This window comes from Nannocystis sp., assembly GCF_016714285.1.
Classification (GTDB): domain Bacteria; phylum Myxococcota_A; class Polyangia; order Nannocystales; family Nannocystaceae; genus Nannocystis.
On record NZ_JADJNN010000011.1, the window covers coordinates 1 to 19,567 of the forward strand.

Sequence of the window (19,567 nt, forward strand, 5' to 3'; positions counted from 1 at the left end):
CGCTGGCGCGCCCCCGTCCTCGGCTCCGCGTGATACCAGCACCGGCACTCCGTGCACCGCCGACGCGCTCCCTGCGTGGTCCTGCTCATCCCTTCAGGGTCCACCTCACCAGCACTAAAGGGCGAGGGGAAGCGCGAGCGTGACGAAGCGCCCGGTCAGGCCCGGCGTCCATGTTGGCGGCGACTGGGTGGCCTGGCGTGCGCGCAGGTTGCCGTCCGACTCCATGTTGGCCCTCCCGTGACGCGGCACTGCCGCGATGCACGCTGCGCGATTGCGTGCCTTGACGCCCAGGGTTGCGGGTCGGATGATGCCTGTGATTATTCATGGCAAATATCGAACCACGCTCACGCACCGCGATCCTTATCGCATTTCTTGGCCTCAGCTTTACCGCGGGCGGCTGCGGCTCCGGTAGTATGGACGACGGTGGTATGGACGACGGTGGTATCGATGACGGCGATTGCGTCTCTGGCTGTAGCTACGATGATGGCTCCTACGACGATGGCTCCTACGACGATGGCTCCTGATGATGATGGCTCCCCCGACCACCGGTTACGCGGACAACTGCGGGAACGGGGTCGTCGACCCGGATGAGGCTTGTGACGATGGCAACGCGGACGACGGTGACGCCTGCACCAGCGCCTGCCTCCTCGCGCTCTGCGGGGACGGCCACGTCCACGTCGGCGTCGAGGCCTGCGACGACGGCAACACAAACAATGATGACGCCTGCTCGAACGCCTGTACGCTCGGGGGCCCGCCCCCAGGCGAGCCGGCGCGGGCGCTCCTGGTCGGCGTCTCGTGGCACACGAGCTGCGTGCTCGCCGAGGGCGGCGCGGTGCGCTGCTGGGGCGCCAACAACGTCGGGAACCTCGGACAGGGCCACACCCTCGACCTGAGCGACGAGCCGGCCTCGGCGACCGCGCCGGTCGACCTCGGCGCGGCGCCCCTGGCCTTCGCGGGCGGTCAGGGGCACACCTGCGCGCTGGTCGTCGGGGGCAAGGTGCGCTGCTGGGGGTGGGGCCTCGAGGGCCAGCTCGGCTATGGCAACACCGCGAACGTCGGCGACGACGAGGCGCCGGCGGTCGCTGGCGACGTCGACCTCGGCGCGGTCGCGGTGCAGCTCGCCGCCGGCACTCGCCACAATTGCGCGGTCGTGGTCGGCGGAAAGGTCCGCTGCTGGGGCCTCGAGGATATAGGAGGTGTGCTCGGCTACGGCACCGGCCAGTCGATCGGCGACGACGAGACCCCGCCTCGGTCGGCGACCTGCCGATCGCCGGCGTGGTCGCGGAGGTCAGCTCGGGGATGTTCCACAACTGCCTGCGGATGGACGACCGGACGGTCCGCTGCTGGGGGGCCAACGACGGCCGCCTGGGGGTCGGCCACGTCGACCCGATCCCCCTCGCCGCCGACGCCGAGACCGTCGAGCTCGGCGCCGAGGCGGCGACGATCGCCAGCGGTGCGCACCACAACTGCGCGATCACGACCTCGGGCGACCTCCGCTGCTGGGGCATGAATTTCAACGGCCAGCTCGGCTATGGTCATACCGACGCGATCGGCGATGACGAGGATCCGAGCGACGCGGGCGACGTGCCCATCAACGGCGCCAAGGTGATCGACCTGGCCCTCGGGCTCTCCTTCACCTGCGTCCTCCTCGAGTCCGGCGAGGTGCGCTGCGCCGGACGCAACGACCACGGGCAGCTCGGCCTCGGGCACACCCTCGAGGCCACCAGCTTCGCGGCCCCCGTCCAGCTCGGCGCCCCGATCGCCGACGTCAGCGGCCACGGCTACCACACCTGCGCGATCGCTACGAGCGGCGCCGTCCACTGCTGGGGCATGGGCAGCGAGGGCGCGCTCGGATATGGCGGCCTGGCCGACCTCGGCGACGACGAGACCCCGGCGAGCTGGGGGCCCGTGCCCTTCTAACGCCGCCCCGAATGACACGGCATCCGCGGCTCAACAGACGAGCGTGGCCCTGAAAGGCCGTCCGCGCCCGTCAAGCTCGGGGCGACGCGGCCGCGCGGATGCTGTCCCTCGTGTATGGGCCGGCGGATGGCCGAGGGCGCGGCGTTGCTGGTGGACCACGTGCTGCCGGCGGTGGGGTTACCGGCAGTGGTGCTCGTTCCCGGGCCCGATGGCGGTGCGTTTGGGCTACGACGCGCCGCTGCTGGCCCGCCATCGCCGGGCGGCTGGCGCGGGCGGTGATGCAGGACATGCGGCGCAGCGTGAAGCAGCAGCACGGGCCTGGCCTCGGTCGCGTCGTTGCACGCGGGCGTGGTCACTGTCGTCCAGCGCTTCCGCAGCGACCTCGGCCTCTACGTTCACCTGCACTGCCTCGTCACCGACGGCGCGTACGAGGAGCAGAACGACGGCGAGCTGCGCTTCCTGGCCGCGCCGCCGCCGACGCCGGAGCGCATGACCGCCGTGCTCGCGCAGGTCCACGAGGTCGTTCGTGCCGCCGACGACGACCTCGACTCTCGACCCGCGCTGGCCGCCTGCGTGCAGCTCTCGCTCGCCGGCCCGCGCCCCGCGCCCGACTCACCGTCCGCGCCGCCGCCGATGACCCTCTCCGCCCTCCAGGCGGTACGCCCCGCGGCTCGCCAGGCAGAGCTCGCCGGCTAAAATCCACATGAATGATGTGAAATAAGCGACAGGTTGGCGCGGAATCGCCAACCTCGTTGGCACTTCGCCGCCGAAATCCGTGACGTATCCGTGCCAGTACCCGTGCCAACTCCCGCGTACTCGGGCGTAATACCGCGGACAATCCGTAAAACCGAAAAGCCCCCTTGCGGGGGCCGGGATGGCTTCAAACAGCGTTCTCGATTCTTGGCTGGGGGGTTGGCTTCGGACCCGCGTGCTGTATGTCGGCAACTCCACCGCCAACGGCGAGTTCAACCGCGCCGACCTCGTGGGCGGGACCCAGGAGGTCGTCAACAAATTCCCCGCCCGCGTGCACGCCTCGGCGCCGGTCAGCCCGGTGCACCTGCTCGTCGCGCTCGAGGGCGGCGCCCTCCAGCGCTACAACGTCGTCACCCAGATCGCCACGCCCGTGGCCGAGCTCGGCGCGCACGCCACCTCGCTCAGCCACGACCCCTTCACCAACAAGGTCTATGCCTCCCTGTCCACCCTCGAGGTCGTCATCGTCGACGCCTTCACCGGCGACATCGAGGACTTCCAGATGATGCCCGGCAAGGGCCGCGTCGCCGTCAGCCCCAGCGGCAAGCTCTACTTCATGCCCGCCGACTACTTCGCACCCGGCGATATCCTCGCCTGGGACCTCCCGCTCTCGCTGTGAACCGTCGGTGCGGACTTGTCGTGCGCGTCGCCTGCGGTCCGGTGCTGTCGGCACCTCCTGGGGTTCCTCGCGCGCCTCGAGGAGAGCGGGCAGGGTCCGCTGCCCGAGTTCGTGAAGGCCGAGCTCGAGGGCTTCGCCGGGTGCGGCGACTTCGAGAAGGGTCGGGTCACTTCACGATGAAGCGGCGCTCGATCGCTTCGCCCTTGCGTTCGATGCGGATCGTGCCGCCACCGGCGGCGATGAAGCGCTCGAAGCTGGGGAGGAAGTTGCTAGCCTCGATCGGCGTGCCGGCGAGATCGACGACCAGGTCGCCGTTCTTGAGGCCGAGGATCGAGAAGGGGCTGTCGGGGGTGATGGCGTAGAGCTTGGGGCCGCGGGTGACGCCGTCTGCCACGGAGTCCATGATCCTCATGTCGGCGAACATGCCGGCGGCGGTGACGAATGCCCGGTCGACCTCGCAGACGCTGAGGTCGGCGTTGCAGCGAACGTGATCGGCGAGCGAAGGGGTTGGGGCGACGACCTCGGCGCGGCTGAAGTCGAGGTAGCCGAGCCCGGACTCGACGAGGGGCTGGGGATCGGCGCCAGCGCGGGCGACGGCGGCGGCGGCCTCGTTGCCGGCCCAGCGGTGGGCCCGGGCGAGCAGCTCGTGGTCGGTGGCCATGGCGGCGGGATCGCGGGCGATCGCGGCGAGGCGACGGGTGGCGGTGAACAGCTCGCCACAGCGCTGGAAGTCGACGGCGTCGCCGGTGCAGGTGCCCTCCGGCGTGACGTGGCGGGCGTGGGCGAGGGCGATGTAGCCGAGGTCGCGCTGGAGGCGGAGGCGCAGCGGATGGGCGTCCGGGAGGCGGGCGAGGGCTGCGTCGGCGAGGCTCCAGACACGGGTGCGCTGCTCGTCGGCGTGGGGACCGGCCTCCAGCACCTCGGCGGCGAGCACCGAGGCGCGGGCGGCGAGGTCGGCGAAGCCATCGGTGTTGGCTTGCCGATGCGCTGGAGGCGACTGAAGGCGTCGGCCTGCTTCGCTTGCTGGCCGAGACCCACACGGAGGTTGCCGACGGCGAGGGCGAACAGGGCCTCGACGTAGACGCGGCGGTCCTTGCTTCCGGCGTTGAGCAGCTGGCTAATCTCGTCGTGGGTGTCCTGGCTGGCGGGACGGGTTGCGATGCGGGGCGCGAACGCCTCGGCGGCGGCGAGGCGGAGGCGCCAGCGGGAGGCTCGCTGGTCCGGGTCGCCCTCGCTGACGAGGGTCGTGTAGTTGGACGGGGCGTCGCAGTCGGCGAGGGCGGGGAGCAGCTCGGGGGCGAGGTGGGCGCGGGCTCTAACGTGATCATCGGCGTCGACGACGGCCTGCACGAGATCGGCGAGGGCGCTGCGGCGGTCGGCGAGGCAGCTGTCGGCCCACTGCGCGGTGTGGGGACCGGCGGCGCAGCGATCGTCGTGGCGGCGGGTCCATTGCGCGGCGTAGTCGTCGAGCGTGGGGAGGAGGCCGGCGGTCTGCGGTGGGAGGAGGCCGGCGAGTTGATCGCGGCGGGCGGGGTCCCAGACGTCGGCGAGCGGCTCGGCGTCGCAGATGGCGCCGGCGATCGCTATGGGCGGGGTCTCCCCGGTGGGCTGGCTGAGGGCGGCGAGGACCAGGCCGCCGACGATCAGGACCAGGCCGCCGACGATCAGGCGTGGTCGCCAAGCTGGCCGCCGTGCCGCCCGCAGCGCGTCGAGCAGCGCGCGCATATTGGGAAAGCGCTGCGCGGGGCCCGGCGAGAGGCGCGGCGGATCACCGCGAACAGGGCCGAGGGCAGCGGCACCTTGCGCGACGGGCGAGCGATCTGTCCACCATCGATCGCCAGGACGAGGGCACCGATCGACGCGCCGAGGAAGGGGCGGTGACCGAACAACGCCTCGTACAGCACGATGGCGAAGGCGAATTGATCGCTGCTCGCAAGCACCGCCTCGCCGCGGATCTGCTCCGGCGCCATGTAGGCAGGCGTGCCCAGGAGCGCCCCAGTTCGCGTCAGCGGCGAGGTCAGCAGCGATCCATCGTCCGCGCTGGTGCGCTCCATCTCCTCGATCATCACCGCCGCACGGGCGAGCCCGAAGTCCGAGATTCGCGCCCGGCCGCCGCCGACGAGAATGTTCGCCGGTTTGAAGTCGCGGTGCACCAGACCCGCGGCGTGCGCGGCCGCCAGGCCCTCGCCGGCCTGGATGAGCATGTCGACGGTCTCCTGCCAGCTCCGCGGGTGCACGCGCAGCCAGTCGGCCAGCGTGCCCTCCTCGACGTACTCCATCACGACGTAGACCTGATCGCCGTGGACGCCGGTCTCGTGGACGCCGATGACGTTGGGGTGTTGCAGCCTGGCCATGGCCTGGGCCTCGCGCAGCAGACGCTCGCGGGCTCGCTCGTCGCTGCTCATCGGCTGGAGCAGCTTGAGCGCGACGGTCCGGCCGAGCTGCGGATCATGGGCGGCGAATACCACCCCCATCCCGCCGGCCCCGAGCAGTCGCTGGACCTGAAAGCGGCCGACCTGCGTGGGCGCAGCGTCGGGGCCGAACAGGGCGGCGGAAACCTGGCGTCGCACCTGGTCGATCGGCGCCAGACCCAGGGCCGCCTCGGTCGGGCCGCTCGCCAGAGTGCTCGAGGTGTTCGTCACGGCCCGGGCCGGCAGGATCGCATCTGTTCGCATGGTCGTCAGCTCCTGTTTGCCACGTTCCACGAGGACGCTCATCGATCACGGCCAGGCGAAGATTTTATTTCGCGCCCACGCTCCGCCGGGATAATGTCGTCGCATGGACTCCGACGCGGCCCTGCTCGCATCCTGGCGCGGCGGGGACCAGCGCGCCGGGCGGGCGCTGTTCGCCCGCCACGTCGACGGCGTCTCCCGCTTCTTCTTCAGCAAGGTCTCTTCCGGGGTCGACGACCTGGTCCAGCGCAGCTTCCTCGGCCTGCTCGAGCGCAGCGCCGAGATCCCGTCGGGGGTGGTGGTTCGGGCCTACCTCTTCGGCATCGCCCGCAATCTGCTGCTGCGACGCTTCCGCGATGAGTATCGCGACGGCCGCTATATCGATGAGCTCACCACCTCGGTGGCGGACCTCGGCATCACGCCGAGCGTGCTGCACGACCAGCGCAAGCAGCTCGCCCTGCTCTACTCGGCCCTTCAGGCGCTGCCGCTCGACCTTCAGATCGCTGTCGAGCTGTTCTACTGGGAGGAACTCGCGGCCGGCGAGATCGGCAGCGTGCTGGGCGTGCCCGAGGGCACCGTGCGCAGCCGCCTCCGTCGCGCGCGAGAGCTGCTCGCACAGCAGCTCCAGACGCTCGGCCCAGGGCTCGGCGAACCCAGCATCGAGGACATCGAACGCTGGGCCCGTGAGCTGCGCGACCGCATCGGTCGCCCGTGATCGCCGCACGGGGTATTGCGCGTACCAACGAACATGGCGCCTTTCGAGTGCACCTCGTCGATGGCCGAGGTGCGGTAAGCGTGCGGTGAGCCGATCTGCAGCACCTGTCGGTACCTGTCAACGATTTTGAGACACAGCCGGGATCAATTTAGTGAACCCTTGATCTGGCTCTTGGCCATGTCCTCCGGGGGGTTGATGTAGACGGCTTCAGGCGGCAGGCGGGTGCTGGGCGGGCCGTGGACGAAACGCTCGGGGTGGAGCGCGTAGCCTCGCGTCGTATCGCCAGTGCGTCGATGGCCTCCATCGCGGCCGGGCCCACGGCTGGGACCAGCTGCTCTCGGAGCTGGGCGTGCCCCCAGTCGAGCACGACGACTGGTGCCCCTGCGGCCCGCAGGCGCGTATCAGCGCCGCGTCATTGTTGAAATCTTCGGTGATGGATCCGCCAGGGCCGGGGAACAAAGCACGTGGGCTCCTCGTGGGGCCGACCTGAACATCACACCCAACCCTCGGAAAACGAGTCCACCATGAAGATCCTCTCGATGCTCCTTGTCGCCCTCGCCACCCTCGCCACCTTCACCGCCTGTGACAGCGGGTACGAGGGGTACAAGCAGCAGGCGCCGAGTAGCCGCCCGCTGGCCAAGTAGTCGCCAGGCACCAGCGGCGGGTCGCACGCTTCACTCGATCCGCGCGACCCGCCACACCGCCAGGTCTCCGCCGCCATGTTCCCCGAACCCATCCACATCGGCCCGCTTCACTTCACCGTCTACGGCGTCATGGCAGCGCTCGGCATCCTCGCGGCGATGGTCGGCAGCAATCGGGAGAATCAGCGCATCCAGCTGATGACCCCCGCCGCGTTCGAGAAGCTCGTGCTCTTGATGTTGCTGTGGGGCCTGATCACCGCGCGGTTGTTCTTCGTGGCGGCCAACCTCCGGCATTTCCTGGCCCATCCCGCCGCGATCCTCACGGTCTGGGAGGGCGGGCTCGTATTCTATGGCGGCCCGCTCGGCGCGGCGGCCTACCTGGCCTACCACTTCCTCGTCGGATCGAGGGCCCCACTGCGCGAGGGCTGGCTGCGCTTTCGTCGCTTCTTCGACCTCGGCACACCCTACCTCGCGCTCGCCCACGCCATCGGCCGGCTCGGTTGCCTCGCCGCTGGCTGCTGCTACGGGGCGCCGCATGAGGGTATCCTCTCCGTCCATTATCCCGAGAACTCGAGGGCCTACCTGGTCGAAGGTTGGGGCCGCTATCCGATCCCGCTCGCCGAATCGGGCGTCGAATTCATGGTGTTCCTGTGGCTCGCACACCTGCGCCTGCACAAGCAGTTCCACGGCCAGGTCACCCTCCACTACATCCTCCTCTACCCGGCGGCGCGCTTCGTGCTCGAGATGTTCCGCGGCGACGCCGTGCGCGGCTACGTGCTCGAGCTCGACACGCCGGGGCTCAACGCGAGCCTCGGGCTCGACCCCACCATCCCGGTCATGCTGACCACCAGCCAGTCGATCTCGCTGGGTCTGACCGCGCTGGCGATCGCGCTGATCGTCCTCGTCAAGCGGGCACCGCGGTCGTTGACCGGGCGTTGACCAACCAAGACCAAAGGACGTGACGCATGCCCAGAGAGCGAGGGTAGCCGCAAGACCACGCGACCGGGTCGGCCGCGATTCTTATGCGATGGGGTGATGGATCCGTTGGCGCCGTGGCACCAAGAGCATGAGCCACTCATTCACCGCGACCGCCGACGATATCGTCCGTGTCTTCCACGGAGCCAGAGCGTCGCCCCCACGTCATCCTCGTGGCCGGGCTCTGCGGTTCCCGCCCTGACCCCTCCCGGCGAGGCACTGCTGTTCCCGCGTACTCGGCCCGCCGGACCGCTAACCAGATCGCCGCGCGAAAGCGACCTGCGGTGCACGACGAGACCCGTCGCCAACCCGGACTCGCCCCCACTAGATACCAAATATTAACCCAGACTAACTCCTTGTGTTCCAATGCGGACATTGGCGGTTATCTCGATGGATACCAAGTATTTCACGCTGAGCATCTCGATCCATCGGATCGCCGAGACCTATCAGGTCGAGTTGGCGCACAGCGACCCGGGGAGCCAGGCCCAGGTCGCTCCGCTGCGTGGCATCGCTGCCATCGATCCGCCCGCACTTCTGCAGCACGAGGCGAAGCCCGCCGACTATGGCAAGACACTGGCCAGTCAGCTTTTCTCCGACGCCGAGGTCACGCAGCGCTTCATTCAGGTCGAGACCGCCGCTCAGGCCTCAAACAGCTTCTTGCGGGTGCTCGTGTGCATCGATCCCTCCGCCCAAGAACTGCAGGCCCTGCGCTGGGAGCTGCTGCGGCATCCCCGTTCCGGCGCCGCCCTCGGCACATCCGAAACCGTGCTGCTGTCGCGCTTCATGGTCTCCCGCGACTGGCGGCCGGTGAAGCTGCGCGCCCGCACCGAGCTCAGCGCCCTGATCGCCGTCTCGGCCCCTGCCAGGTTGCAGAGCATGGGGCTGGCTCCGGTCGACTACGAAGGTGAAGTCGGTCGCGTCCGAGCGGCGCTCGGCGGCATCGCGGTGCGCACGCTCGGCGGTCCGGGCTCGCCATTTACGCTCGACCGCCTGATCGACGAGCTGCGCCACGGTGTCGACATCGTATATCTCGTCAGCCATGGCGTTTTTCAACGCAGCACCGGGGTCCCGGCGCTGATCCTGCAAGACGACGCAGGCGCGGCCAAACCGGTCTCCGGTGAGGAGTTGGCGACCCGTATCGGCGAGCTCCAAAAGGGCCCACGCTTGGTGGTGCTCGCCTCGTGCCAGAGCGCCGGTGATGGCCAGCAGCTCGCGGCCCCTGAGCGCACCACCGTTCAGGCCACGCTCGCTGGCCGTCTCGCCGACGCCGGGGTCCCCGGCGTGCTGGCGATGCAGGGCTTCATCACGATGCAGACCGTGGCGGCGATGATGCCCACATTCTTCAGCGAGCTGCTGCGCGACGGCCAGATCGACCGCGCCCTCGCGGTCGCACGTGGCAAGGTGCAGGGCCGCAGCGACGCCTGGATGCCGGCCCTCTACTCGCGCCTGACTGCGGGCTGCCTGTGGTACATGCAGGGTTTTCACGGCACCACGGGCAAGGACGTCTGGCGTCGTCTGCTGGCGCCGGTCGCCAGGGGCAAGGTGGTGCCGATCATCGGCCCACGCCTGCTCGAGGCGGCGCACGGGTCCTCGCACGAGACCGCGCTCCGGCTGGCGGGCGCCCATCACTATCCCATGGCCGCGCACGAGTGGGACGACCTCCCGCGGGTGACCGAATTCATGGGCGTCAAAGAGTCGCGCTACAACGTGGTCCAGGCCTACCAGGATCAGCTGCTGCACGACTTGATCGAACAACACCGTGACTGGTTGCCGCCCGCAGAGATCCCGCCCGCGAACAAGAAGCCCAAGCTCGGCAGGTTGCTCGGCCTGGTCGGCGCGCACCTGCGCCAGAATGCGACCGAGCCCCACCGGATCCTGGCCGAGCTGGGCGCCTCGGTCTACGTGACCACCAACTTCGACCCGCTGCTCGAGTGGGCCCTCGAGGCCCACGCCAGGACCCCGCAGCAGGTCCGCACGCCCTGGCGGCACAAGCGAAAGCCACTGAGCGCCGCCGAGCTCGGTGTCAAAGTACCCACCCCCAAGGCGCCGCTCGTCTATCACGTGTTTGGAGCCTTCGGGCCCCAGGCCGACGACGGTCTGGTGCTGACAGAGAACGACTATTTCGATTACCTCCTCACCGCCAACGCGGCCAAGCTGATCCCCTCCGAGGTCGAGAGCGCGCTGGTCGACAACTCGTTGCTGTTCTTGGGCTTTCGTCTGACGGACTGGCATTTTCGCGTGCTGTTTCGCTTGATGATGGGCCTGCCAGGGCGCGAGAAGCTGCGCGACTACTGCCATGTGGCGGTGCAGCTCGACCCCGACATGCAGACAATGGCCGACGTCGAGGGCGCCAAGGTGTACCTGGCCGAGTACCTCGGCAAAGAGGCCAATATCAACATCTTCTGGGGCAGCTCCGAGGAGTTCCTCTGCGCCCTGCGCGACGAGCTGGCCGCCGCTGGCAACCTCGACGCCGAAGATACTCCAACGGAAGACGAGGACGACGAATGGAGCCTGGGACGTCGCATGTAGGCCGGGCATCGGACGGCAACCCTTTTGTGGGCCCGCGCCCCATTCAGCAGGGTGAGACGCTGTATGGCCGCGAGACGGAGGTCCGCGACCTGTACAACCAGCTGCAGGCGCGCCGTATCGTCGTGCTGCACTCGCCCTCAGGCGCCGGCAAGAGCTCGCTGGTGCACGCGGGGTTGATCCCGCGGCTGAAGGCGGCCGGCTTCGATGTCTGGAAGCCGATCCGCGTCAACCTCGATCCGCACGATCTCGGTGCGCCCGAGCAGACGAACCGCTTTCTCCTGAGCGCGATCGTCAGCCTCGAGGACGAACTGCCCCCCGACCGCCACCAGAGCCCCGCAGCGTTGGCCAGGGTCGACTTCCTCGAGTATGTGGAGAGCCGGCCGCGTCGCAGGAGTCGAGCCGACCGTCCGGTGGTGTTGCTCTTCGATCAATTCGAGGAGATCCTCACAGCCGCGCCACGCGAGGCCGAGGCCAGGCAGGAGTTCTTTGCCGCGCTTGGCCGGGCGCTGGACACCGGAAAATACTGGGCGTTGTTCATCCTCCGCGAGGACTATTTGGGCGCTCTGGCGCCCTACCGCGACCATATCCCCACACAGATGGCCAATACCTTTCGCCTCGACCTCCTCGGGCTGCAAGGCGCCGCAGAGGTGGCCGTAAGGCTGGCCGAACAAGGCGGACGCAGCTTTCCGGCGGTCGATCAGTTGGTCCGTGACCTCTCGGCGGTGAAGGTGCAGCAGCCCGATGGCAGCTTCGTCACCGAGCAGGGCCTGCACGTGGAGCCGGTCCAACTGCAAGTGGTCTGTCGCCGCCTGTGGGCGGCCATGCCCGAAGACGATCGAAGCATCGACCCCGGCGACATCCAGCAGTATGGCGACGTGTCCAGGTCACTCGCCAGTTACTACGCGGACGCCGTGCTCAAGGTCGCCGGGGGCGACCGCACGATCGAGCGCAGCGTTCGAGAATGGGTCGGTGAAAAGCTCATCGTGGCGGGGATCCGCTCGCAAGTGCGGCAAGAGGCGGGGCGCAGCGCGGGGCTCGACAATCGCATCGTGCTGCAATTGCTCGACAGCTACCTGGTGCGCAGCGAGCAGCGGGCGGGCGGAACCTGGTTCGAGCTGAGCCACGACCGGTTGGTGGATCCGGTGCAGGAGGACAATCAGCAGTGGGAGCAGGCAAACCTGCATCCGCTGCAAGTGCAGGCCCGGTTATGGGAGAACGGGCGACGCGATCGCGGCCTGTTGCTGGGGGCGGAGACGTTGCCGGAGGCCGTGAGGTGGGCGAAGGAGCATCGGGGCCTGGTGACCGAGGGGGAGCGCGAATTCCTGGCGGCGTCACGCGAGCAGCGGGCGAAGGACCTGGCTGCGCGACGCCGCCTGGTCGTGCTGGCGACAGTGGCGGTGGTCGTGGCGATGGTCGTGGCAGCGTTGGGGGTAGCGGCGCTGGCTGCCGAGGAGGAGACGATGGCTGCCAAGGAGGAGGCCATCAGGCAACTCCACGTGGCCGTGAGGGCCGAGGCGGAGGCCGTGAGGGCCGGGGCGGAGGCCGTGAAGGCCAAGGCGGAGGCCGTCGAACAGCGGGATGCGGCTCGGCTGGCCACCATGATAGCGAGCGTCGGGGAACTCCTGGCCACGGGCCAGCATGGTCTGGCATCGATGGTGATCGTCGAGGTGCCACGGCCCGAGAACGTGCCTCGGTGGCGAGAATTCGCAAGTTCCACTAACTCGCGCCCGCTTCCAAAGTTCGTCCTCGGCCGTGCGGACCGCGTGAATTCCGCCGTGTGGAGCCCGACGGCGAACGCATCCTGATTGCCTCCAAGGACAAGTTGGCCAGGGTGTGGAACGCCGACGGCGCCGGCATTCCCATCATTTTCACAGGCCACGAGGGATCCATCAATTTCGCCGCGTGGAGCCCCGACGGCAAACGCATTGTGACCGCTTCGAATGACAACACAGCCAGGATCTGGAACGCCGATGGCTCGGGCACGCCCTTCATCCTCGAGGGCCACGAAGACTCCGTGCTCTCGGCCGCGTGGAGCCCCGACGGCACGCGCGTCGTCACCGCCTCCGACGACAACACGGCCAGAGTCTGGCACGCCGATGGCTCCGGTGTTGCCTTCATCTTCGAGGGCCACGAGGGGTCCGTGACCTCGGCCGCCTGGAGCCCCGACGGCAAACGCATCCTCACCACGGCTATCTACGAGGCAACGGCCAGGGTATGGAACGCCGATGGCTCCGGCTCGCCCCTCATCCTCAAGGGCCACGATGACACCATCACCGCGGCCGTTTGGAGCCCCGACGGCAAATACGTCCTCACGGCTTCCGAAGACTGCACGGCCAGGGTCTGGAAAGCCAATGGCTTGGGCAAGGTCATCATCCTCGGAGGCTACGAGGGCCACGATGACACCATCAACTCCGTCGCCTGGAGCCCGGACGGCAAGCGCATTGTCACGGTTTCGACTGACATGAACGCCAAGGTCTGGAACGCCGACGGCTCGGGCTCTCCCTTCACCTTCACGGAGCATAACAGCGATGTCCTTGTCGCCAGGTGGAGCCCTGACGGCAAGCATATCCTCACCGGTTCCGACGACAACACCGCCATGGTCTGGAACGTTGATGGCCCAGGTTCTCCCATCAGCCTCGCCAGCCACGCGGGCTCCGTCGATTCCGCCGCATGGAGTCCCGACGGCAAGCGCGTCCTCACTGTTTCCGACGACAACACCGCCATGGTCTGGAACGTCGATGCCCCCGGCGCTCCCATCATCCCCACGGACGACGAAGTTACGCTCGACTCCGCCGAGTGGAGCCCCGACGGTACACGCATTATCACATTTCCTACCGACGGCAAAATAGCCACGGTCTGGAATGTCGATCGCACCGGTACTGTCCTCCTCCTTGAAGGCCACAAGGGTCACGTCCTGTCCGCCGCGTGGAGCCCCGACGGCAAGCGCATCATCACCACCTCCGATGATAGAACGGCCAGGGTCTGGAACACCGATGTCTCCGGCGCCCCCATCATCCTCAAAGGCCACGAAGATTCCGTCCTCTTCGCCGCCTGGGGCCCCGACGGCACACGCGTCCTCACGATTTCCGGCGACAATACGGCCAGGGTCTGGAACGCCGATGGCTCGGGCTCTCCCATCATCCTTGACGGCCACGACGACACCGTCTGGTCTGGCGCCTGGAGCCCCGACGGCAAACGCATCCTCACCACTTCCAAGGACGGCACGGCCAGGGTCTGGGACGCTGGAGCCCCCAGCGTTGCCCTCGTCCTCAAAGGCCACGAGAGAGGTATTGGCTCTGCCGCGTGGAGCCCCGACGGCAAACACATCGTCACCGCCTCCGGTGACAAGACAGCCAGGGTGTGGAACGCCGATGGCTCGAGCTCTCCCATCATCCTCAAGGGCCACGAGAAGGCGGTCGAATTCGTGGCGTGGAGCCCCGACGGCGAACGCATCCTCACCGCCTCCGATGACAAGGACGCGATGATATGGAAGGTCGATGGCTCACGCCCTCCCATCGTCCTCGATGGCGTCGGGCGCCTCCTCGCCCCTCCGAGATGGAGCCCCGATGGCGAACATATCATCACGATTTCCGTGGACGAGACCGCGGTGTGGAACGCCGATGATTCAGGCACTTCTTTCAGACTTACCGACGACCTCGTCGTCAACGCCACCTGGAGCCCCGACGGCAAGCGCATCCTCACTGCTTCGGAGGACAACACGACCACGGTCTTCCTCTTCGACCTCACACTCCTCCTGGAAGCCATTCGCGAAGCCACGATCAGTTGCCTCTCCATCGACCAACGCCAAAAATATCTACTCGAGAGTGAGACCGACGCAACCCGGGCGTACCATGCCTGCGAACGCCAGCATGGTCGCGAACCTGACCCCAAGGCCGCGCCCACGCCTTAGGTCAGCGGGCAATCGGGTACCGCCTTCTTCGACGGCTGCCTCACCGAGACCGACAGATGGTGAACAGGTTCTCGGGGCTGCCGGCGATCCGCCGGATTTTCTGGACCGCCGCGGCGGCGTCGTTCAGGTCGCCAACCCCTGTCCCCCCGCGCCCGGATCGATCGTGATGGCGATGACTATCGCCGCTGCCCGGGTGAGCACGACGCAGTCCTGATCGCAGCGGCGATCAATAGAGATAGACCGCGCCGGCCCCGGGCGCCGCGTTGTCGGCCTGGTCGCCGCCGATGCCCGACGATCCACCGGCCTCCTTCGCGGCACCGACGGCCAAGATGCTACCATCGTCGCTCAGCGCGACGCTGCTGCCGAAGTAGTCGCTACCCTCGGTATTCGGCGCCTTGACATAGGCCTGTTGCCACCAGGCGTCCCCCTCGCGCCGGAACACGTAGGCGGCGCCCGCCTGCGGCGCGAAATCGTCGTCCTGATCGCCGTTGAGACCGATCGAATAGCTGTCCTCGTACACGCTGCCGACGGCCATGATCGTCCCGTCGGTGCAGAACCGCACCTCGGTCCCGAAGTCATCGCCGAGGCTCCCGGTCTTGACGATGGCCTCCTGCGCCCACGCCGATCCCTCGCGGCGAAACACGTACACGGAGCCGAGCACGAACGGATAGCCGACCGGGACGAAGGTGGCCCCGATAGCGCCGACACCCAGGGTGTTGCCGTCGCCGCTCAGCCCGACGGCGTGACCGAAGGTCTCGAGTTCGATCGGAATCGCGGCCCGGAGATAGGCCTGTTCCGACCAGACTCCGTCAACCCGCGCAAACATATAGACGGCGCCCGTCAACGACTCGACCGAGGCGCCGACGGCGAGCGTGTCGCCGCTGTCGTCGAGCGCGACGTCTCCGCCGAAAAAAGAGTAGGCGCTCGCGTTCGAGGCCTTGAGGTAGGCCTCCTCTGACCAGAGCACGCCCGTGCGCGTGAACACATACGCGGCCCCGCCCGTGGGGCTATCCTCTTCAAGGAGGGCCCCAACGGCGAGCGTGTCGCCATCGCTGCTCAGCGCGACGCTGTACCCGAACCGGTCCTCCGACCCCGAATTCGAGGCTTTGACATAGGCCTGCTGCGACCAGGCACCACCCGTCCGCGCGAACACATAGACGGCGCCAACGTCGACGCCGGCGTTGCCCGGGTCGCCGTCGATCCCGGCGGCGAGGCTGTCCTCGTAGAGTGCGGCGACGGCGAGCGTGGCACCGTCGCCGCTCAGGGCGAGCTTGAACCCGAACTGGTCCCCCGGGTCGGGATTCGCGGCCTTGAGATAAGCCTCCTGCGCCCAGGCGTCGTCGACCCGGGTGAACAGATAGACGGCACCCGCACCGACGGCCGAGTTGTCGGTCTGGTCGCCGTCGACGCCCGCCGCGCCGCTGCCCTCCAACGGAGCGGAGACAGCGAGCGTGCCTCCATCGCCGCTGATCGCCACGCGAGAGCCGAACGAGTCGTCCACGCCGGTGTTCGAGGCCTTGATGTACCCGACCGCCTCGGCGAGCGAACCAGAGATCGCCACCGGCTCGCTCTCGCTGCACGCCATGCCGTTGCACGCTCGCAGGACGTAGCGCGCGTTCAGCCGGGCATACAGCGGCACCGTGATGGCGACCTCGGCCGCGTCCCCCGCGATGTCCTCGCCCACCTGCACGTAGGGCTCGGCCACGTCCGGGCTCTCCATCAGCTGATAATGGCCAGCAACGACCGGTGCCCACGAGAATCGGAATTGTTTGATGGGCGACAGGGTCCACTCGAGCACCGGCTGGTCCTCCGGGGCCGTGGGCTCACCGGTGGTCGGGACGTCGGCGCTGTCGGTGGCGTCCGACGAGCTGCCGTCGCTGTCCGTGAGAGAGAGCTGGCCCAGGTTGACGTCGGCGGGACAGGCGGCGAGCGCGATCAAACCGAGCACAGGGAAACAAGGGGGACGTCGCATCCCGGTTGGTTCCGCGGCTTCCGCGGATCCATCACCCTCAATTCGATGCTCGATGGCGCGCACGATCGGAGCCGACGCGCCGGCTCCGCGGCCATCAGTACAGATACACCGCCCCGGCGGACAGGGCGGCGTGGTTGGCCTCCTCGCCGCCGACGCCCACCGAGGCGCTGTCCTCATTGGGCGCGCCGACGACGAGCGTGTCGCCGTCGCCCGACAACGCGACGCTGTGCCCGAAGCCATCGGGTGTCGCGGCGTCGGACGCCTTGACGTACGACCGCTGCGACCAGATATCATCCCTCCTAATATACACATAGACCGCCCCACACTCGGGGAAGCCGTCGCTGTCCTGCTCGCCACCAACACCAGTGGCCTCGCTGTCCTCGCCATCGGCGCCGACCGCAAGGATGTTCCCGTCGGCCGACAGCGCGATCGATCCGCCAAATCGATCGCCTTGGCCGGTGTTCGAGGCCTTGATGTACTCCTGAGCCGACCAGATGCCGCTCGCCCGCACGTACACGTATACGGCCCCGGCGTCAGGGGCCGATACATTGTTCTGACCCTGGCCGATGCCGCCGGCGGCGCTGGCCTCGTAAATGGCCCCGACGGCGAGGGTGTCGCCGTCGGCCGACAACGCGACGCTCGCCCCGAAATTGTCGAACGGGAAGCTGTCGGGGGCCTTGACGTAGGCCTGTTGCGACCAGACGTTCTGCGCCTGCACGTACACATACACGGCCCCGGCCGCGAGCGCCTCGTCGTTGGCCTGGTCGCCGTCGACGCCGGTCGCTTCGCTGCTTTCCTGGACCGCGCCGACGGCGAGGGTGGTGCCGTCGGCCGACAACGTGACGCTCGCCCCGAAGTGGTCGTTGATCCCCGGGTTGGACGCCTTGACGTAGGCGCGTTGCGACCAGGCCCCGTCCTTGCGCACGAACACGTACGCGGCGCCCGCCCCGGAGGCGGAGTCGTCGGCCTGATCGCCGTCGATGCCGGTCGCGGCGCTGTCCTCGAAGATCGCGCCGATCGCCAGGGTGTCGCCGTCGGCCGACAGCGCGATGCTCGCCCCGAATTCATTGTAGTCGTCTGTATTGGACGCCTTCACGTAGGCCTGCTGCGACCAGGCGTCGTTCACTCGCACAAACACATACGCGGCACCCGCATGCGAGGCGGCATTGTTGAGCGGGTCGCCGTCGATCCCGGTGGCCTCGCTCGCTTCCCGGCGGGCGCCCACCGCGAGCGTGTCACCGTCGGCCGACAGCGCGAGCGCCCCCCCGAACTGGTCGCCCTCGCCGGGGTTCGACGCCTTGACGTAGGCCTGCTGCGACCAGCCGTCGTTCGTCCGCACGAACACGTAGACCGCCCCGGCGTCGACCGCGGCGTCGTCGGCCTGGTCGCCGTCGATCCCGATCGCGGCGCTGTCCTCCAGGACAGCGCTGACCGCCATCGTGTTGCCGTCGGCCGACAGCGCGACCCTGCGGCCGAAGCTGTCGCCGGCCCCGGTGTTGGACGCCTTGACGTAACCGATCGCCCCGGTCAACGAGCCGCCGATCGTCACCGGCTCCGACTCGCTGCAGGTCATGCCGGTGCACCCGCGCACGACGTAGCTCGCGTTCAACCGGGCATGCAGCGGCACGGTGAGGGCGACCGTCGTCACGTCCGCGGCGATGTCCTCCCCCACCTGCACGTACGGCAGGCCGACGTCGGCGCTCTCCCACAGATGATAGGCCCCGGCGACGATCGGGGTCCACGAGAAGTGGAATTGCTTGATGGGCGACAGTGTCCATTCGAGGACGGGCGGGGCCCCCGGCGCCTCCGAACCGCCCGTCGTCGGCGGCCCGCCGGTGTCGGCCGTCGACGCATCCCCGGTGTCGGACGCGGCGCCGGTGTCGGTCACGGACAGCTTGCCTACCGTGAGGTCGGTGTGACAGGCGGCGAGCGCGATGCCGAGGATATGGATGTAGTGCCTCATTGAGGGTTGGTGCCGCGGCCGTGGCCGATCCATCACGCGTTCCACGAGGGCGCGATCGCTCGACGTCAGCAATCGTTGGTCGAGCAGATCACCCACCCGGCATACTCCACGAGGGCGTCGGCGTCGTTCCAGCCGCCCTCGACCCCGCAGCCGTCGTTGTTCTTGTAGATCCGATAATTGACGGAATTGTCGCCGTTGGGCTCGAGGTTCTGCGTGCAGGCGACGTTGCCGTCGGCGTTGTCGGTCATCCAGAACGTGCAGGGCGCGCCCCGGCAGATCCCTTGCCAGGAGTCGATGGGCGTCGCGCCCGCGAACATCGGGTAGACGTTGTAGAGATTGGGCACGATGTTGCCGTTCCACACGTAAATCGCGGTCGCATGCGCCTTGGTCCGGGGCACGATCACCTCCATCCCGGCCGCCGCGCACTTGATGGTGTACTTGTCCTGGTGATTCGCCAGCGCGACGTCTTCCAGGCGGACCATCGTGTACCCGCACTCGTCGACGTCCGTCTCGCAGTGGACAACGAGCGGCTCGACGCTCCGTAGCCGTCTGGATCGATCGTGTAGTCGCCGCTGACGGTGTCGGGACACGCGAGCTTGAGGGCGTTGCAGCTGATCGGATAAGCGCAGGTCCCCGCGTCGCAGAGCATGGCACCCTCGCGGGGCTTAACCGGGCAGGTCGATCCGCCGGCCGAGTCGGCCTGGTCGGTCGAGTCGCCGCTGGTCGGGGCCGTCGTGCTCGAAGGCTGCCCGGTGATCGTATCACCGCCGCCGGACCCGTCCATCGTGCTCGACGACGGCCCAAGGACATCGATGTACGACGTACACGCCGCGAGGACGGCGAGCCCGAGGGCGGCCCGGGGTTGATGCGCCGACGGTCGGTCCACGCCCGGAGTGTCGCA

At 68.3% G+C, this 19,567-nt stretch carries 14 protein-coding genes and 1 pseudogene; 10 read left to right on the forward strand and 5 right to left on the reverse strand.

Annotated features, from left to right (window positions below):
- The first annotated feature begins 323 nt into the window (after positions 1–323).
- The 5 genes and pseudogenes from IPJ59_RS19625 (at position 324) to IPJ59_RS19645 (ending at position 3,289) form a co-directional block, all read left to right on the forward strand.
- The gene (locus IPJ59_RS19625) at positions 324–524 is read left to right on the forward strand and encodes a hypothetical protein (RefSeq protein WP_293272861.1); all 201 of its coding nucleotides are present in this window, start codon (positions 324–326) and stop codon (positions 522–524) included.
- 5 nt (positions 525–529) lie between these two features.
- Positions 530–1,174, forward strand: a pseudogene (locus IPJ59_RS37955) (DUF4215 domain-containing protein); the annotation flags it as partial.
- Between the two features lie 101 nt (positions 1,175–1,275).
- The gene (locus tag IPJ59_RS19635; RefSeq protein ID WP_293272862.1) at positions 1,276–1,920 is read left to right on the forward strand and encodes an RCC1 domain-containing protein; all 645 of its coding nucleotides are present in this window, start codon (positions 1,276–1,278) and stop codon (positions 1,918–1,920) included.
- Between the two features lie 348 nt (positions 1,921–2,268).
- The gene (locus IPJ59_RS19640) at positions 2,269–2,616 is read left to right on the forward strand and encodes a transposase (protein ID WP_293272863.1); all 348 of its coding nucleotides are present in this window, start codon (positions 2,269–2,271) and stop codon (positions 2,614–2,616) included.
- Between the two features lie 232 nt (positions 2,617–2,848).
- Positions 2,849–3,289: a hypothetical protein gene (locus IPJ59_RS19645; RefSeq protein ID WP_293272864.1), complete on the forward strand. Its 441-nt coding sequence runs from the start codon at positions 2,849–2,851 to the stop codon at positions 3,287–3,289.
- Between the two features lie 166 nt (positions 3,290–3,455).
- On the opposite strand, the gene IPJ59_RS19650 is transcribed toward IPJ59_RS19645, so the two are convergent.
- Both IPJ59_RS19650 and IPJ59_RS19655 read right to left on the reverse strand, forming a co-directional pair.
- Entirely contained in the window at positions 3,456–4,223 is a 768-nt protein-coding gene (locus IPJ59_RS19650; protein ID WP_293272865.1) for a PDZ domain-containing protein, read from the reverse strand.
- Positions 4,224–4,953: 730 nt separating this feature from the next.
- The gene (locus IPJ59_RS19655; protein WP_293272866.1) at positions 4,954–5,964 is read right to left on the reverse strand and encodes a serine/threonine-protein kinase; all 1,011 of its coding nucleotides are present in this window, start codon (positions 5,962–5,964) and stop codon (positions 4,954–4,956) included.
- A gap of 103 nt (positions 5,965–6,067) precedes the next feature.
- Between IPJ59_RS19655 and IPJ59_RS19660 the strand changes: the two genes are divergently transcribed.
- From IPJ59_RS19660 to IPJ59_RS19680, 5 genes are all read left to right on the forward strand, one after another.
- Complete coding sequence (locus tag IPJ59_RS19660; RefSeq protein ID WP_293272867.1) at positions 6,068–6,676, forward strand: RNA polymerase sigma factor; 609 nt, start codon at positions 6,068–6,070, stop codon at positions 6,674–6,676.
- A gap of 719 nt (positions 6,677–7,395) precedes the next feature.
- On the forward strand, positions 7,396–8,256 hold the full coding sequence (locus tag IPJ59_RS19665) for a prolipoprotein diacylglyceryl transferase (protein WP_293272868.1): 861 nt from the start codon (positions 7,396–7,398) through the stop codon (positions 8,254–8,256).
- Between the two features lie 426 nt (positions 8,257–8,682).
- Positions 8,683–10,821, forward strand: a complete 2,139-nt coding sequence (locus IPJ59_RS19670; RefSeq protein ID WP_293272869.1) for a CHAT domain-containing protein — start codon at positions 8,683–8,685, stop codon at positions 10,819–10,821.
- A gap of 26 nt (positions 10,822–10,847) precedes the next feature.
- Positions 10,848–12,626, forward strand: coding sequence for an nSTAND1 domain-containing NTPase (locus IPJ59_RS19675; protein WP_293272870.1), 1,779 nt, complete (start codon positions 10,848–10,850; stop codon positions 12,624–12,626).
- The gene (locus IPJ59_RS19680; protein ID WP_293272871.1) at positions 12,599–14,731 is read left to right on the forward strand and encodes a WD40 repeat domain-containing protein; all 2,133 of its coding nucleotides are present in this window, start codon (positions 12,599–12,601) and stop codon (positions 14,729–14,731) included. Before IPJ59_RS19675 ends, IPJ59_RS19680 begins: the two co-directional genes overlap by 28 nt.
- A 226-nt stretch (positions 14,732–14,957) precedes the next feature.
- On the opposite strand, the gene IPJ59_RS19685 is transcribed toward IPJ59_RS19680, so the two are convergent.
- The 3 genes from IPJ59_RS19685 to IPJ59_RS19695 form a co-directional block, all read right to left on the reverse strand.
- Positions 14,958–16,670 carry a hypothetical protein gene (locus tag IPJ59_RS19685; RefSeq protein WP_293272872.1) on the reverse strand — a complete coding sequence of 571 codons (1,713 nt, stop codon included), beginning with the start codon at positions 16,668–16,670 and terminating at the stop codon, positions 14,958–14,960.
- Between the two features lie 127 nt (positions 16,671–16,797).
- On the reverse strand, positions 16,798–18,666 hold the full coding sequence (locus tag IPJ59_RS19690; protein ID WP_293272873.1) for a hypothetical protein: 1,869 nt from the start codon (positions 18,664–18,666) through the stop codon (positions 16,798–16,800).
- Positions 18,667–18,731: 65 nt separating this feature from the next.
- The gene (locus IPJ59_RS19695; protein ID WP_293272874.1) at positions 18,732–19,148 is read right to left on the reverse strand and encodes a hypothetical protein; all 417 of its coding nucleotides are present in this window, start codon (positions 19,146–19,148) and stop codon (positions 18,732–18,734) included.
- Between the last annotated feature and the right edge of the window lie 419 nt (positions 19,149–19,567).

Coding starts and splice junctions, on each gene's coding strand:
- IPJ59_RS19670 (WP_293272869.1), top strand. CDS start 8,683: ATGGATACCAAGTATTTCACGCTGAGCATCTCGATCCATCGGATCGCC.
- IPJ59_RS19695 (WP_293272874.1), bottom strand. CDS start 19,148: ATGGTCCGCCTGGAAGACGTCGCGCTGGCGAATCACCAGGACAAGTAC.
- IPJ59_RS19690 (WP_293272873.1), bottom strand. CDS start 18,666: ATGAGGCACTACATCCATATCCTCGGCATCGCGCTCGCCGCCTGTCAC.
- IPJ59_RS19625 (WP_293272861.1), top strand. CDS start 324: ATGGCAAATATCGAACCACGCTCACGCACCGCGATCCTTATCGCATTT.
- IPJ59_RS19655 (WP_293272866.1), bottom strand. CDS start 5,964: ATGCGAACAGATGCGATCCTGCCGGCCCGGGCCGTGACGAACACCTCG.
- IPJ59_RS19665 (WP_293272868.1), top strand. CDS start 7,396: ATGTTCCCCGAACCCATCCACATCGGCCCGCTTCACTTCACCGTCTAC.
- IPJ59_RS19660 (WP_293272867.1), top strand. CDS start 6,068: ATGGACTCCGACGCGGCCCTGCTCGCATCCTGGCGCGGCGGGGACCAG.